The sequence below is a fragment of the Paenibacillus sp. 19GGS1-52 genome (genome assembly GCF_022369515.1).
GTDB lineage: Bacteria > Bacillota > Bacilli > Paenibacillales > Paenibacillaceae > Paenibacillus_AQ.
This window is the reverse complement of the sequence record NZ_CP059724.1, coordinates 5,521,469-5,535,834: the sequence shown is the minus strand read 5'-3', so window position 1 is coordinate 5,535,834 and position 14,366 is coordinate 5,521,469. Positions and strand designations below refer to the sequence as shown.

15 protein-coding genes and 1 tRNA gene are annotated in these 14,366 nt (G+C 46.6%); 9 read left to right on the top strand and 7 right to left on the bottom strand.

Features of this window, described 5'->3' with window-relative positions; all coding sequences use genetic code 11:
- Nucleotides 1–5 precede the first annotated feature (5 nt).
- From H1230_RS25595 to H1230_RS25585, 3 genes are all read left to right on the top strand, one after another.
- Nucleotides 6–968, top strand: coding sequence for an aldolase catalytic domain-containing protein (locus H1230_RS25595; protein ID WP_239712648.1), 963 nt, complete (start codon nt 6–8; stop codon nt 966–968).
- Nucleotides 969–1,181: 213 nt separating this feature from the next.
- Nucleotides 1,182–3,263 (top strand): putative bifunctional diguanylate cyclase/phosphodiesterase, encoded by a 2,082-nt coding sequence (locus H1230_RS25590; protein WP_239712647.1) that lies wholly within the window; start codon nt 1,182–1,184, stop codon nt 3,261–3,263.
- Between the two features lie 62 nt (nt 3,264–3,325).
- Nucleotides 3,326–3,396, top strand: a tRNA-Gly gene (locus H1230_RS25585).
- Between the two features lie 51 nt (nt 3,397–3,447).
- Here H1230_RS25585 and H1230_RS25580 read toward each other — a convergent pair.
- The 3 genes from H1230_RS25580 to H1230_RS25570 form a co-directional block, all read right to left on the bottom strand.
- The gene (locus H1230_RS25580) at nt 3,448–3,777 is read right to left on the bottom strand and encodes a GRAM domain-containing protein (protein ID WP_239712646.1); all 330 of its coding nucleotides are present in this window, start codon (nt 3,775–3,777) and stop codon (nt 3,448–3,450) included.
- Nucleotides 3,778–3,910: 133 nt separating this feature from the next.
- Nucleotides 3,911–5,266 carry a dipeptidase gene (locus H1230_RS25575; protein ID WP_239712645.1) on the bottom strand — a complete coding sequence of 452 codons (1,356 nt, stop codon included), beginning with the start codon at nt 5,264–5,266 and terminating at the stop codon, nt 3,911–3,913.
- Nucleotides 5,267–5,371: 105 nt separating this feature from the next.
- Complete coding sequence (locus H1230_RS25570; protein ID WP_239712644.1) at nt 5,372–5,860, bottom strand: SDR family oxidoreductase; 489 nt, start codon at nt 5,858–5,860, stop codon at nt 5,372–5,374.
- A 182-nt stretch (nt 5,861–6,042) separates the two neighbouring features.
- On the opposite strand from H1230_RS25570, the gene H1230_RS25565 reads away from it, so the two are divergent.
- The 4 genes from H1230_RS25565 (at nt 6,043) to H1230_RS25550 (ending at nt 8,448) form a co-directional block, all read left to right on the top strand.
- Nucleotides 6,043–6,444 carry a winged helix-turn-helix transcriptional regulator gene (locus H1230_RS25565; RefSeq protein ID WP_239712643.1) on the top strand — a complete coding sequence of 134 codons (402 nt, stop codon included), beginning with the start codon at nt 6,043–6,045 and terminating at the stop codon, nt 6,442–6,444.
- Nucleotides 6,445–6,490: 46 nt separating this feature from the next.
- Nucleotides 6,491–7,444 (top strand): TRM11 family SAM-dependent methyltransferase, encoded by a 954-nt coding sequence (locus tag H1230_RS25560; RefSeq protein WP_239712642.1) that lies wholly within the window; start codon nt 6,491–6,493, stop codon nt 7,442–7,444.
- A gap of 30 nt (nt 7,445–7,474) precedes the next feature.
- Complete coding sequence (locus tag H1230_RS25555; RefSeq protein ID WP_239712641.1) at nt 7,475–8,092, top strand: NUDIX hydrolase; 618 nt, start codon at nt 7,475–7,477, stop codon at nt 8,090–8,092.
- 203 nt (nt 8,093–8,295) lie between these two features.
- Nucleotides 8,296–8,448 (top strand): hypothetical protein, encoded by a 153-nt coding sequence (locus H1230_RS25550; protein ID WP_239712640.1) that lies wholly within the window; start codon nt 8,296–8,298, stop codon nt 8,446–8,448.
- A 90-nt stretch (nt 8,449–8,538) separates the two neighbouring features.
- Here the strand turns inward: H1230_RS25550 and abc-f are convergent, their stop codons facing one another.
- Together abc-f and H1230_RS25540 are read right to left on the bottom strand one after the other, a co-directional pair.
- Nucleotides 8,539–10,527 (bottom strand): ribosomal protection-like ABC-F family protein, encoded by a 1,989-nt coding sequence (gene abc-f / locus H1230_RS25545; RefSeq protein WP_239712639.1) that lies wholly within the window; start codon nt 10,525–10,527, stop codon nt 8,539–8,541.
- 130 nt (nt 10,528–10,657) lie between these two features.
- Complete coding sequence (locus H1230_RS25540; RefSeq protein WP_239712638.1) at nt 10,658–10,822, bottom strand: hypothetical protein; 165 nt, start codon at nt 10,820–10,822, stop codon at nt 10,658–10,660.
- A gap of 200 nt (nt 10,823–11,022) precedes the next feature.
- On the opposite strand from H1230_RS25540, the gene H1230_RS25535 reads away from it, so the two are divergent.
- Complete coding sequence (locus tag H1230_RS25535) at nt 11,023–11,400, top strand: PH domain-containing protein (RefSeq protein ID WP_239712637.1); 378 nt, start codon at nt 11,023–11,025, stop codon at nt 11,398–11,400.
- Between the two features lie 3 nt (nt 11,401–11,403).
- Here the strand turns inward: H1230_RS25535 and chrA are convergent, their stop codons facing one another.
- Both chrA and chrB read right to left on the bottom strand, forming a co-directional pair.
- Complete coding sequence (gene chrA, locus H1230_RS25530; RefSeq protein ID WP_239712636.1) at nt 11,404–11,943, bottom strand: chromate efflux transporter ChrA; 540 nt, start codon at nt 11,941–11,943, stop codon at nt 11,404–11,406.
- Nucleotides 11,944–12,522 (bottom strand): chromate efflux transporter ChrB, encoded by a 579-nt coding sequence (gene chrB / locus H1230_RS25525; protein WP_239712635.1) that lies wholly within the window; start codon nt 12,520–12,522, stop codon nt 11,944–11,946. It abuts the gene before it with no gap.
- A gap of 203 nt (nt 12,523–12,725) precedes the next feature.
- On the opposite strand from chrB, the gene ggt reads away from it, so the two are divergent.
- A complete protein-coding gene (ggt, locus tag H1230_RS25520; protein WP_239712634.1) occupies nt 12,726–14,303 on the top strand; it encodes a gamma-glutamyltransferase in 1,578 nt (525 codons plus the stop codon).
- The last annotated feature ends 63 nt before the right edge of the window (nt 14,304–14,366 follow it).

Here is a 14,366-nt window from a genome sequence, read left to right as displayed (position 1 = left end):
AAATTGTGAAGACGAATCAAAGCAAAATTGTTGACTGCACCATCCGTGATGGAGGTCTAGTGAACAACTGGGATTTTAGTGTGGAGTTTGTACAGAATTTGTATGCCGGTTTAAATGAAGCTCGTGTTGATTATATGGAAATTGGTTACAAGAATTCACCGAAGCTGCTTAAAGGCGCTGAAGGTGCCGGACCTTGGCGATTCCTTGACGATGACTTCCTGCGCAAAGTAATTCCGCAAAAAGGCCATACTAAGCTTTCCGCTTTGGTGGATATCGGCCGCGTGGATGAGACTGACATTCTGCCACGAAGTGAAAGTATGCTGGATTTGATCCGTGTAGCCTGCTACAGCAAGGATGTGGACAAAGCTCTGCAGCTAGTGCAAACTTTTCATGATCTAGGTTATGAGACGACCATCAATATTATGGCACTGTCGAATGTTATGGATAACGAACTACTTGAAGCCTTCGAACAGATCCGCGAGAGCGTTGTTGACGTTGTATATATAGTAGATTCTTATGGCAGCTTGGATCATAACGATATCACTTATCTGGTTGATAAGTTCAAAACGCATTTGCCCAACAAACGCCTGGGAGTACATACCCACAACAATTTGCAATTGGCTTTCTCCAATACACTAATTGCAGCCGAAAAAGGTGTGGAATTATTGGATGCTTCCTGCTATGGCATGGGGCGTGCAGCTGGCAATTGTCCTACTGAACTGCTTGTTACTCATCTGAAAAACACACATTACAATCTTCGTCCTGTGCTGGATGTCGTTGAACGTCTTATGACTCCATTGCGCGAGAAGGAGGAGTGGGGATATATTATTCCTTATATGATCACAGGTACGCTGGACGAGCATCCACGTTCTGCTATGGCCCTTCGTTCATCGGAAGATAAGGATAAAGCAGTTGAGTTCTATGACTTGCTTACAACACCCGAGGTTACTTTTGGTGAAAATAAATAGTTTTTTTTACAGAAGCACTGATCTCTGAGTATGGGGGCAGTGCTTTCTTTTATATTGTAGGGGAACGCTGTAACTTTCGTGACCCATTCAGCCGATATTTATACATAGGACATAAATATATCCAATAATATGATAGATATCATTTTCAGACGCGAGGGACTTATGAGACAAGAAGAGAAAAAGACAATTCGAACGGCTATTTTAGGGGGTATATTGTTCCTTCTAATTCAGATTTTCCATACACCACTAGACCAGATTGATGACTGGGATCTGATTTCAGCATTATACCTTATTGCCGGATGCTGCAATATTGCGTTTGGTTTTGCAATTTTTGCGCAGGGTTGGCTATTTTTCTCCGATCGGTTATCAAGAGCAAGATTATATGCCTCTGCGCTTTTTTTAGGGGTATGTACATTTGATTTCTTGCACACGCTCAGCTTTGTAGGAATTCCATGGATATCTTCATTTGTCAGCTCTGAGGAATCGCTCTGGCTACTTGCGCTCTCACGTCTCTCCAGTGCACTAGGCATCCTGTTTATTTTTAGTAGAGTGGATAAGCCGGTATCTATCTCTGAGAAGGGAAAGGTATTTAGAATTGCCCTACTATTGATTGTGGTCTCTTTGGTTATATTCGTATTCGGCCACTCGGTTATTCCACAACTGCATAGCCAAGAGTGGACGGATTCACTGAAGCGGTTGGTTGATATGGCTGTGCTCTTTATCTATCTGATAGGTGTTGCGGTCATTGTTTATCCAGGCAAAGTTGAAAAGTCAGCCTCGATGCTTATTATTATCCGTTCACTTATCTTTTTTGCTCTGGGCCAAGCTTTCTTTATGAACCCTCTGCGCCTTGGTGATGTGGACCCGCTCTTTGGTATGGTGTGCAGTGGAGTTGCCTACTATTTACTGCTTACTGGAGTATACCGGTTGACGATTGAAGAACCTTTTCATGAGAAGCAACAAGTTGAAGATCGGATGAATTACTTGGCTTATCATGATGATTTAACGGGACTTCCGAACAGACGCAATCTGATGCAACGTGTAGAAGAAATGATTGTGACTGCGGTTGGAGAGAAGGATAGTAATCAAGGCTTCTCAGCGCTAGTCATTATGAATATCAATCATTTTAAGAATATTAATGATTCTCTCGGACATTATGCCGGGGATCATTTGCTGCAAAAGGTATCACAGCGGATCGCTATTGAGGCCAGGGATAATGAAGAGCTGTTCAGCATGGGAGCGGATGAATTTGCCTTTCTGATGCTGGAGAGAGCCAGCCTTGAAGGCTGCATGCAACGGGCTTCAGAGCTGCTGCAGTTGTTCGAATTGCCAGTTAGTCTGGAATCAGGAGAATATCACATTTCACTGAGTCTGGGCATGAGCATCTACCCAGAGGACGGAGATACTGCTGAACAGCTCATTCAGAATGCGGATACCGCTGTGCATAATGCTAAAGATCAAGGCGTTGAAATTCGCCGCTATATACCTGCTATGCAGATGAAGGCGAAAGAACGACTGAAGCTGGAGAATGATTTGCGGAGAGCACTTGAACGCAAGGAATTCTATCTAGTCTATCAGCCGCAGGTAAACCTGGAAACGGAAGAAATTGTAGGGATGGAAGCATTGCTGCGCTGGAATCATCCCAAAAGTGGTCTCATCTCACCAGTGGATTTCATTCCGATCGCCGAGGAGAGCGGAATGATTGTTCCCATTGGGGAGTGGGTTCTGAAAACAGCCTGCCTACAGAATAAACTATGGCAGCTAGCAGGTTACCGTCCGATGTGTGTCTCCATTAACCTGTCGATGCGCCAGTTTCTGCAGCCCAATCTGGCTGGTAAGATTGGAACTATTCTGAAAGATATTGGCTTGGATCCTTGTTATGTCGATCTGGAAATTACGGAAAGCATGACACTGGATAAAGAGATGGCCTTTGAACAGCTGAAACGGCTAAAAGAGCTTGGTGTATTTATAAGTATAGATGACTTCGGCACGGGCTATAGCTCTCTTCATTATTTAAAAAATATGCCGATTGATCGGCTGAAAATTGATCGATCCTTCGTTTCCGACGTGATGGAGGATACTAATAACGCGGCAATTGTGTCTACCATTACTTCGATGGCGCATCACCTCAAATTGAAGGTCACAGCTGAAGGCGTTGAGAACAAGGAACAGCTGCAGTTCTTGCGGCAGCAGCACTGTCATGATGCTCAAGGATTTCTGTTTAGTAAGCCGATAAAAGCGGAAGAATTTGAAATGTTTTTTCTGAAGCAGCCTATACTGGGCATGCCTTCCTGAACGTAAGAAAGTTGCTTTTTATATCGAGTGGTGCTACAATATTTTTTGTGTTCACTTGAGTTGCGGGTGTAGTTCAATGGTAGAACTTCAGCCTTCCAAGCTGATAGCGTGGGTTCGATTCCCATCACCCGCTTATCCTTTCTAATGTGTTGAGACCCTTGTGATGCAAGGGTTTTTTCTTTGCTTATTTTTGGATTATAGCAACATTATTAATTCTATATTTTTCTAGAATATGCTCTCTGTCAAACAGCTTAAACTTATACTCCTGATTAGAATGTAAAGTTATTTTTAATCCATCAGGCACATAGCGAAAAGAGTTGAATGTCTCAACATTCTTAATTTCAGCATTCAGAAATTCAATATAGTCCCCTTGTTTGTTGCGAAGCAATTTAGGTGCAAAAATAGTGCGTTGATTGGTCACATGCAAGTCGCCGAAAACCTGATAACCCATGCTTAAATAATAGGTTGCCTCCCTTTTGGTTAGCAAAATTTCATTATTATTTAATTGTAGCAAGTGCTGTCCCCCCCTATTTCAAAAAATAAGCCAGGCTGCCCAAAATGTTGGGATGCCTGGCTTTTATTGTACAACCTAATTCTACGAAAGCGGAAGCCTGATACAGACTGAAAATGAACAGTTGATCGGTTGCTTACACAGTTTTCAAGAACTCAACAACAGTAAGTAATCCCTTATCGAAATTCTCCAGGTTGAAGTGTTCATCTGGAGCATGCAGGTTCTCATCATCGAGGCCAAAGCCCATCAGAACAACCGGCGCTTCCAGAACGCGGGAGAAGCTTTCCATAATTGGAATGGAGCCACCGTCTTTAGTGAAGAGGGCACGAGTACCGTATACTTTGCCGTATGCGTCAGCCGCAGTCTGCAAAATAGGATTCGACGGGTCAATGTTGAAGGCGCGTGCTTTCTCCAATTGTTTCACATGCAGCTGTACTCCGGCTTGAACATTAGCCTTCAGATGAGCTTCAATGGCATCGAGAGTATGCTGTGGGTCCTGATCTCCAACCAAACGGCAGGTAATCTTGGCATGTGCTTCCTTCGGAATAACGGTCTTGCTGCCTTCACCTTGGAATCCGCCATATACACCATTAAGTTCCAGTGTTGGACGAGCGCCTACGCGTTCTACGAAGGAATAACCCTCTTCTCCGTATAAAGCAACAAGTCCCAAACTCTTACGGATGTTCTCTTCATTTATGCCTTGCTTCACAAATTCTTCGCGCAGTTGTGGGGAAAGCTCTGGAACACCCTCATAGAAGCCTTCTACCGTTACACGGCCCTTGTCGTCATGCAGAGAAGCTAACAAAGAAACCAGCGCATGCAGTGCATTCGGAACTCCGCCGCCGTAAGAGCCGGAGTGAAGGTCCGTTAAAGCGGTATTTATGCTAACTTCAAGAGAACATAGTCCGCGCAGACCGGTACAGATAGCAGGGCGGCCGCGCTCCAACAGAGAAGTGTCCGAGACAAGTACCGCATCTGCAGCTAGTTGCTCCTTGTGAGCTTCCAGGAATGGAGGCAGATTCACACTACCAATCTCTTCCTCGCCTTCAATGCATAGCTTGATGTTGACCGGGAGTGTGCCTTCCTGCTTCAGAATCGCTTCGATAGCCTTGATATGCAGGAATACCTGCCCTTTATCATCCGTTGCTCCACGCGCGTAGAGCTTGCCATCACGTATTTCCGGTTGGAAAGGTGGAGTTGTCCACAGGTTCAGTGGGTCAACTGGCTGTACATCATAGTGGCCATAGACTAGAAGGGTCGGTTTTCCTGGAGCATGAAGATAATCGGCATATATAACGGGATGTCCCGCTGTCGGGTAAAGTTCAATGTTCTCCAGACCGGCACGCTTCAGCGTATCCAACAGCCAATGTGCTGCTGCTTGGATATCATCCTTGTGAGCGGACAAAGCGGAAATGCTGGGAATAGTGAGCCATTGTTTCAGTTCCTCTAGATGCGCTTCCCGTTGCTCCTGAAAATAAGTTTCATATGACATAGTGAGTATGTACCTCCTTGAAGTTTTGCTAAAGCAATTTAGCAATCTATACGCACCATTATACTGGAGAACTTACTATGGATCAAAATGATTAGCGAAGGAGCTTTACCACACGATGGTTTCCGGTGTTACACCATGTGGAAAGGTTTCCTCCGGCACACTTTTGCTCAGGTACATGTCATACCAAACATCAGCAATGAGCCCCGGATCTGTCGAGGTACCTGGTTTGATGAATACTCCCAGGGCCAAATGGCCGACATAAATGCCTTTTGGAGCCAGATCACTGTGCAGGTTGTGAGCATAGTTTCTCAATCCGCTGAGTGCGATACCGATATTGTCCATCATGGGTATGGGATAAATGGAGGAAAGACCGGTTGTGAATAAAATAGCTCCGCTATTCTGTTCCAACATCTCTGGTAATACTTGCTCGACGCTTCTGATGGCTGCTATAACCAGACCTTGAAAAACGTCCAGGGCATGCTCTTCAGTGACTTGTGATGCAGGAGTGGGCGGGCAGTTCCCGCTGGTCGGGCTGAATTCAAGCACATCGATAAACCCATATCTCTCTTTAATCGCATGGAAGGCAGTAGCCAATTACTCTTTATTGTACAAGTCGGCTGGAAATGCTGCAGCTTCAATATTGAGACCTTGAGTTGTTATTGTTTATCAGTTCCCTTCAGGTTGTTGATTACGATCAGTAACCATGATAGACTACAGTGAACTAAAGCAGCAAGAAGGCACTATTACATGCTTAAGTTACTTGGAGGTAACCTCATTTGGACAATACATTAGATCAATCATACGGGCAGCTGTCGATTCTTGAGGACTGTACAATCACCCGCCAGATTCTGGATAGGGTTGGGGATAAATGGAGCGTGCTTATTATTGTGAATCTGGGTGTGCAGAGTCTGCGTTTTAAGGAACTGCAACGCCGTTCGGGTGGGATTTCACAACGTATGCTGACCCAGACCCTTCGCCATTTAGAACGGGACGGGTTGGTCTGGCGTAAAGCGACGCCGACAGTGCCATTAACCGTCGAATATGGTCTCACAGCACTCGGGGAATCGCTGCTTTATCCGCTACAGGCGCTTGTGGAGTGGGTTAACGGGAATCGGGCAGCAATCGCTGAAGCACGTACCGTCTACGATAGTCAGCATGAACCTGTAGGAACGGAATAAAGGGCAGCAGCATAGAACATTTTACAAGGATAAGGATGAGATCAAATTGCTTAATGAAGTTATAAAACCCGCATTTATATATACCTACGCCTGTTCGGCGGATGAAGTCTCTTTATGTCAGATGGAGCTGCGTTGTCTGTTCGGCCAGGAGGTGTCATCCTCTATTTTTGCAAGTGAGCTTGAGATAGATGTCAGTCGCAGTCCCTTTATCAAGGAAAGGATTGACGTGTGGTATGCAGGAGATAACCTGTCCGAGATCTATACGCAAGTGGAGCAGGTGGAAGTGAATGGTATGACGTTCAAAGCTATTTTCGTAAAGACGAATGACCTGTCTCCTGCAGACAAAATAGAATATGATGAGCGCAGAGTGATTGAGCGGGAAATTGGCCTGCACATCGAAGGAGCGGCAGATGTAAATCACCCGCAACTGGTATATGGTATTGTAACGCTGGGGGGCCGTTGGTACTTTGGGACCTATCACAAGAATAAGGCGACCTGGTTCAGGCATATGAAAAAACCGCGCAGCTACTCTATAGCACTCAGTACACGTGTAGCGCGGGCTGCTGCCAATATTGCCGTGCCGCAGCCCACAGGTATCCGGGTTATTGATCCCTGCTGCGGAATTGGGACGGTGATGGTAGAAGCACTCTCGATGGAAATGGATATAGTAGGCCGTGATATTAATCCGCAGATTGCTGCTGGAGCACGGACGAATATCGAGCATTTTGGGTTCACCGCGGAGGTAACCCTTGGTGATATTGCTGACATTACGGAGCATTATGACGCAGCAATTGTGGATATGCCCTATAATTTATACTCCCGAATTACACCAGAGGAACAGCTGTCTATTCTAGTTAATGCCCGTCGGATTACGGATCGGATTGTGATTGTGGCGATTGAAGCGATGGACGAGATGATTACAGAAGCAGGATTTACGATTATTGACCGTTGTGTGGCCAAGAAAGGCTTATTCTCACGTCATTTAATGCTTTGCCAATAGACTATAGGATATTAATCGAGAGGTGCAGTTATGGAGCAGAAATGGTTATCTTGGGCCAAAGAGATTCAGGCGATTGCGCAGACAGGGCTTGCCTATGGCAAGGATGTATATGATATAGAGCGTTATCAGGCTTTGCGCGAGCTGAGTGTGGATATCCTGGCGAATTACACGTTTCAGAGCAAAGAGAAAATCAGACTAGTATTTGCAGGTGACGATGGCTATGCGACACCTAAGGTAGACGTTCGGGGAGTTGTTTTTCAGGACGAAAAGATTCTGTTGGTACGTGAGAAATTGGACGGAAAATGGGCGCTTCCTGGTGGCTGGGCAGATATCGGGCTTTCCCCGAGTGAGGTAGTGGTCAAGGAAATTATCGAGGAATCTGGATTTCAGACCGAAGCTATACGCCTGCTCGCCTTGCTAGACAAGAAATTCCATAATCATCCTCCTGAGCCCTATCATATTTACAAGCTGTTTATCCTGTGCCGGATTGTTGGCGGAGCAGCTGCGGAAGGTCTGGAGACGAGCGGAGTTTCGTTTTTTGCAGAGGATGAACTGCCTGAACTTTCAGAGGAGCGGAATACGGAGGAACAGCTGCATACCCTATTTCAATATTTACACAACCCTGATAAATCGGTTATATTGGACTAGAGGTAGTACATATAATATATGGCTGCTCTAAGAGAATTGTTTCTAATGAGAGAGATTATGGTTAAATAGTTGGACGAAAGCACTTACATTAATAACCGCTGAGCCTTTATATCTAAAAAAATTATTAATTTCTTTGATTTTTGGGTCAAGCGGTCTACATTTTTTCCTCTGAATTGTCGATACATATTTTAGGAGGGGATCGCATGGAACAAGAAGAGTTGAGACTTCCATTACAACAGGAAGGTGTGTTGCGTCCTGCAGAGGGTAATATTGCCACTGGGCTGGTATGGGGCATCTTAATCAGCATTCCTTTATGGATCTCGTTAATAGGTTGGTTTATGAGGATTTGGCGCTAAACTACCGAACATTACTATAAATTATGAACAGAATTATAAAATAAAGCTGCCTCTTCGTATAGAAGAAGCAGCTTTTGCGTTATTTTACCGTTATTCCACAGTATCGCTTGCGTTTAACCAGCTTGTATAAAGCTTATCAAGCTTTGCCTGCGCGGCATCCCGCTGCTGCTGGAGTCGGGTCAGCCCTTCAGCGTCGCTGCTAATCAGGGGATTAAGCATGTCGGTATCGATCATGCCCAGAAGCTGCTCGGATTCTGCGATATCCTGCTCCCAGGAGGTCTGAGAGCGTGACTTACGGGATGCAAGGGAAGAGGCTCGTGCAGAACTACTTCTCTGTGCTCGCTCCATACGAGCAGAGTTGTCAGCCTGAGCTACAAGCAGACTCGCTGACTGAGAAGCAGGTTTGCTATAGCTCGCTTCTTTTAGATATTGGGAAGCTTCAGTTTTCTCTGCTTGCTTTTCCTTGTAATACTCATAATTCCCTGAGAATGCGGTGAATTTGCCTTCATCAATAGACCAGAGCTTATGGAAGAGGCGATTAATGAAATAACGGTCATGCGACACGGCCAGTACGGTGCCGGGGAAATCCTCCAGTGCTTCCTCAAGTGCCTCTCGAGAATCAATATCCAGATGGTTAGTCGGCTCATCAAGGATCAACAGATTTGGGCGGCGGTGCATTAATATTGCGAAACGCAGCCGGGTCCATTCTCCACCGGAGAGATTAGTAATATCTTTGAATACATCACTGCCATAGAAGAGAAACCTAGCTAGCTGCCCCCGAGCCTCCCCCTCCTCCAGTCCTGCCTCCTCACGGAAATAGCGCAATACGGATTGTCCGCTATCGTCCGGAACAGCCTCTTGGGCGAGATAACCAATGACTGCTCGTGAACCGAGTGTGCAGGTCCCCTTGTCCGGAGTTTCCTGACCAAGAATAATGCGCAGCAGCGTACTCTTGCCAGCACCGTTGCCGCCAATGAGCGCAGTAGTCTCCCCGTATCGCAGTACTTCACTGGCTCCCTGAAACAAGCAACGATCTCCATAAGATTTAGAAATTCGATCTAATATAACGGCCTGATTTCCAGAACGGTCTTTCTGCTCCAGCTGCAAATCCATGGATTTGCGCTCCAGAATAGGGCGCTTGACCTTGACCATCCGATCCAGTGCCTTCTGCATTGACGCGGCTCGGCGATGGAAGGAAGGGTTAGGCGGATTGGAACGGTTTCCCCATTCAATCAGTCGTTTGATGCTCTCCTGCATTTGCTTGATTTTCTTCTGCTGCTCTTGATAGTCAGCGAACTGTAGCAGCAATCGGGTTTCCTTCTCGACTTGATAACCGCTGTAATTCGTATGAAAAGTAACAGCCTCTCCGTCTTCAATCTCGATGATTTTTTTGACTACTGCATCCAGAAAGTAGCGGTCATGAGATATGGCCAGCACGGTACCCTCATAGCTCTGTAGAAATTGCTCCAGCCATTCGATAGCGTTCATATCAAGATGATTGGTTGGCTCATCCAATAGCAGGACATCAGGCTTGCGCAGCAGCAGCTCTGCAAGCCCTACCTTCGTCTTCTCACCACCGGAGAGGGAGGCGAAGCTGCGGTCGTAATACCCGGTTCCAATCCCGAGACCTGCAGATATACGCTGGATGGAGGATTCAATCTCATAACCGCCGGCAGTTTCGAATTTATCCTGTAGGCTGCCGTATTCCTGCAGTAGCTTGTTCCAGCTTTGTTGGTCATTTTCCACATTCGAAGCGGACATTTCTTGCTCCAGCTCCCGCAGACGGCTCTGCCATTGCAGGGGTTCAGCGAAGCTTCGCTGTAAGATGCTATATACAGTTTCTTGTCCACTAACCTCCTGGATCTGCGACAGCAGTCCGATTACACTACCTCGGCGAAGCGAGATTTGCCCTTGATCAGGCCGCTCCTCACCATTCAGCAAATGGAAGAGCGTAGTTTTGCCGCAGCCGTTGCGGCCGATGAGACCGATTTTTTCGCCTTGGCGAATATCGAAGGTAATATCGTTCAGCACGAGCTGAGCACCATGGTATTTTTGCACATTTTGACATTGAATAATCATTAGGATTCTCCTTTAGGAATACCCTCTCTCTGTGATCTATCCCTCAAAGTGGAAATATTGCTCTAGTCCGTAATTGAATATAAAAAAGACCGCAGGGAAATTTCCCCACGGCCTGATCATTCTCCGGTTATTAGATCCGTCGAGGTGAAGGCAGGAAAGGTATTTCACAATTGTTTAGTGTTATTGGATTCTTGAAAATGGACAGAGTTCTCCCGTTAGTACCATTTACATGAACGATGCCAGCCATAGCTATCGGCAGCCGGCTAATAACACTGTTGGTCCAATTATGATCCATTCCTACCACACCTCCTTCTTGATAAATTTATATTCATATTATTCAATTATCACATAATAAGCAAGGGGCAAAGCTGAAAATCGATTCTATCTCTTGCAAATAAAGAAGATTTCCATTGCATATATTATTATATTTACAATAATATGGTTCTATGGCGGAGGACAACCCGCTAAATCTATTAGGCGAAAAGAGGATGACCAATGGCACTTTTTGACGGGTTGCTCGGTAACGCTTCTCAGGTGGATATTGCTGCAGTACAACAAGAATATGCACAGATTCTTGCCCCGCAGGAGAAGATTGAACGAGCCTATAAGCTGATTAGAGACATGTTTATTTTTACGGATAAGCGGCTTATTCTGGTAGATAAACAAGGAATAACCGGGAAGAAAACGGAATACCATTCCATCCCCTACAAAAGTATTTCACATTATTCTGTCGAGACTGCCGGACACTTCGACCTGGATGCGGAGTTATGTCTCTATATCTCCAGCAGTACAGTGCCGGTAAAGAAGACGTTCAATAAATCTGTGAATATCTACGAGGTACAGGCAGTACTATCGCATTATATATTGAAATAGCAGCTATACAGTATAACGGAGCACAAGCCCGCCATAGGCAAAAGCGACAAGGATCACTAACGCAGGGTGAAGCTTGAGATGCTTCATGGCCCAGAAAGCAATCGCAGCGATAATCAGAGTCTGCCAAATTCCGATGGAGTCCGCGGGACCCTTGGCCATTTTCCAGGTTAGCACAGCCATCATCACGGCAATCACCGGTTGTACCAGCAAGGTCATTCCCTTAACTACAGGCGATTGTTTATATTTCTGCATCACTTGGAGCAGAATGATAAGCGCCGTTGCAGAAGGAACGATGGTAGCCAGTAAAGCGACGACCAGCCCGATCCAGCCATAAACATCATAGCCCACATAAGCGGCAATTTTGGTAGCGATCGGACCGGGCAGGGCGTTGCCTAGTGCCAGCATATTGGAAAATTGCTCATTGGTGAGCCAGCCATAATGTGGAACAATCTCCTGATACATCAGTGGAATAGAAGAGGGGCCACCGCCGTAACCGAGCAGATTAGCCATGAAAAAGCCGTAAATCAGTTTTAGCCATTCCATCTATGATGTCCCTCCTTGATTCTTCTTGGCAAGTATTCGATAATGGACCGTTCCGTAAGCGAGATAGAGCAGAATGACAATAGCCGGGTGCACATGCAGCACTTCAAGTAATAGCAAGGCGAGCAGGAATAAGGAGATACCCATAATTTTCCCCAAGCCTTTATAGGCTTTTTGCGCAAATTCGTAAGCCATCATTCCAAGCATCACCGCGATTACAGGAGATACCCCCGCAATCATCCCGGCCACTACTTTAGAGCCACTTAAATAATTGACAGCTGACAGTAATGCGATCATTGCAATACAACTGGGCAGGATATGGGCCAGGACAGACAGGATAGCACCTCTTACACCCAGTAGCTTGTAGCCTAGGTAAGCAGCCATTTTGGTAGCGATAGGACCCGGAAGTGCATTGGCTATCGCCAGTGTATCGCCAAATTCATCATCATTTAACCAGTTGTAACGGGTAACGGCATCATGTCGGATCAGAGGAATTACAGAGGGTCCTCCACCGTAGCCGAGTATCCCGGTTCTGAACATAGCCACCGTTAATTCTACATAATCATTGTGAATCGATTTCATATGAGACCTCCCTACTTTAGAACTATTCTATACAAATCGTATGATTCTAACTAGAAATTACAATACATAGAACAGAATCTTTGTGCATGGATCACAAAAAGCGCTGCTGGAATTTACGTTCTCTCTTAACCGATTGACAGATGAATTTCATGTAATGTTAAATAGCACTAACTAGGCGACACGTTCATAGGGGGATGGGAAGAATGACGAAGAGACCTGTAATAGGCACGAAGACGATGGTAGTCAGCCCCCATTATTTAGCTTCTGCAGCAGGTGCACGTATTTTGCAGCTAGGGGGAAATGCCTTTGATGCAGCGGTAGCCGTCAGTGCCACGCTGGCTGTTGTGTATCCGCATATGACGGGGCTTGGAGGCGATTCTTTCTGGTTAACCTATAGCGCCGCTGAAGGGCGTGTCAGGGCTTACAATGGTAGTGGACGCTCAGGCTATGGAGTCAACAGGGGCCGCTATGCCGGTCAATCCTCAATCCCAAGAAGGGGAATCAGCAGCGCAATTACGGTTCCTGGGATGGTGGACAGCTGGGAGGCCATGCTGCGACAATATGGTCGACTCAGCTTGGCAGAGGTGCTGGAGCCGGCGATCAGCTACGCGACTGATGGATTTCCGTTGTCACCGGACCAACGAAACAATACCCTTCTCGCTGGTGCTGCACTGTCAGCGGAAGCGTCTGCAATCTATATTCCGGGCGGAGTGGTTCCAGCGTCGGGCGACCGCTTTGTCCAGAGGCAGTTGGCGGCGACGCTGCGAAGTTTGGCCGCCGGTGGCCGGGATGTTTTTTATAAAGGCAAGATCGCGGAGGATATTTGTGATTTTATGCTGGCTGCCGGCGGGCTCCTTACTCGGGATGATTTTGCTGATCATCAGGGCAACTGGGTTGAGCCGATCTCAACGGAGTATCATGGCCATACGGTTTATCAAGTCCCCCCTAATTCGCAGGGGTTTGCCGGGTTGATGAGTCTGAATATACTGGAAAATTTCAATCTTGGTGCAATTGAGCACGGTTCCTATGAATACTATCATCTGCTGATTGAGGCGCTGAAGCTGAGCTTCCGCGATCGAGATAAGGTGCTTACCGATCCGGAGTTCAGCCACATTCCACTGGATCATTTGCTGGATAAGGGCTATGCAGCCGAGTTGGCCGCTACAATTTCCCTGCAAAAGGCGGCGGACCTTAGCAGCGAGCCGATTGGCCGGGATACGGCTTATGCGGCAGTAGTGGATGAGGAGGGAAATTCGGTCTCCTTTATCCAGAGCCTGTATTTTGAATTTGGATCAGGAGTCGTGGCCGGAGATACGGGAATTCTGTTGCAGAATAGAGGGTCATTCTTCTCACTTGATCCTGGGTCTATCAATACGCTGGAGCCGCATAAGCGCAGCTTTCACACACTGATGCCTGCCATGGCATGCCGGGATGGCAAACCTGCTATTCTATACGGCACTCAAGGTGGCGAAGGACAGCCACAGACTCAGACGCTGCTGCTTACACGGATGCTGCATTATGGCATGAATCCGCAAGCGGCTGTAGATGAACCACGATTTGTGTGGGGTAGAACTTGGGGCGAGCCTACGCAAGAGCTGAAGGTAGAGAACAGGGTGGCTGACGAAGTGTTGTCAGAGCTTAAGGAAGCTGGACATCTGGTGCGTGAGGTGGACGGATATGATGGGATAGTCGGCCACGCCCATATCATCTCCATTGATAGCAACGGCTACCGCAGCGGCGGAACTGACCCGCGTTGTGACGGGGCGGCAATTGGATGGTAAATGTGAAGGATAGATACAAAAGGAAGGGTCCCCGGGCTTACGGGAGATAAGGAGGGGAAGCGA

Excerpts from the sequence above, each read along its gene's own strand:
- H1230_RS25575 (WP_239712645.1), bottom strand. The coding sequence starts at position 5,266 with ATGTCATATGAAACTTATTTTCAGGAGCAACGGGAAGCGCATCTAGAG.
- H1230_RS25555 (WP_239712641.1), top strand. The coding sequence starts at position 7,475 with ATGGAGCAGAAATGGTTATCTTGGGCCAAAGAGATTCAGGCGATTGCG.
- H1230_RS25550 (WP_239712640.1), top strand. The coding sequence starts at position 8,296 with ATGGAACAAGAAGAGTTGAGACTTCCATTACAACAGGAAGGTGTGTTG.
- abc-f (WP_239712639.1), bottom strand. The coding sequence starts at position 10,527 with ATGATTATTCAATGTCAAAATGTGCAAAAATACCATGGTGCTCAGCTC.
- H1230_RS25540 (WP_239712638.1), bottom strand. The coding sequence starts at position 10,822 with ATGGATCATAATTGGACCAACAGTGTTATTAGCCGGCTGCCGATAGCT.
- H1230_RS25535 (WP_239712637.1), top strand. The coding sequence starts at position 11,023 with ATGGCACTTTTTGACGGGTTGCTCGGTAACGCTTCTCAGGTGGATATT.
- chrA (WP_239712636.1), bottom strand. The coding sequence starts at position 11,943 with ATGGAATGGCTAAAACTGATTTACGGCTTTTTCATGGCTAATCTGCTC.
- chrB (WP_239712635.1), bottom strand. The coding sequence starts at position 12,522 with ATGAAATCGATTCACAATGATTATGTAGAATTAACGGTGGCTATGTTC.
- ggt (WP_239712634.1), top strand. The coding sequence starts at position 12,726 with ATGACGAAGAGACCTGTAATAGGCACGAAGACGATGGTAGTCAGCCCC.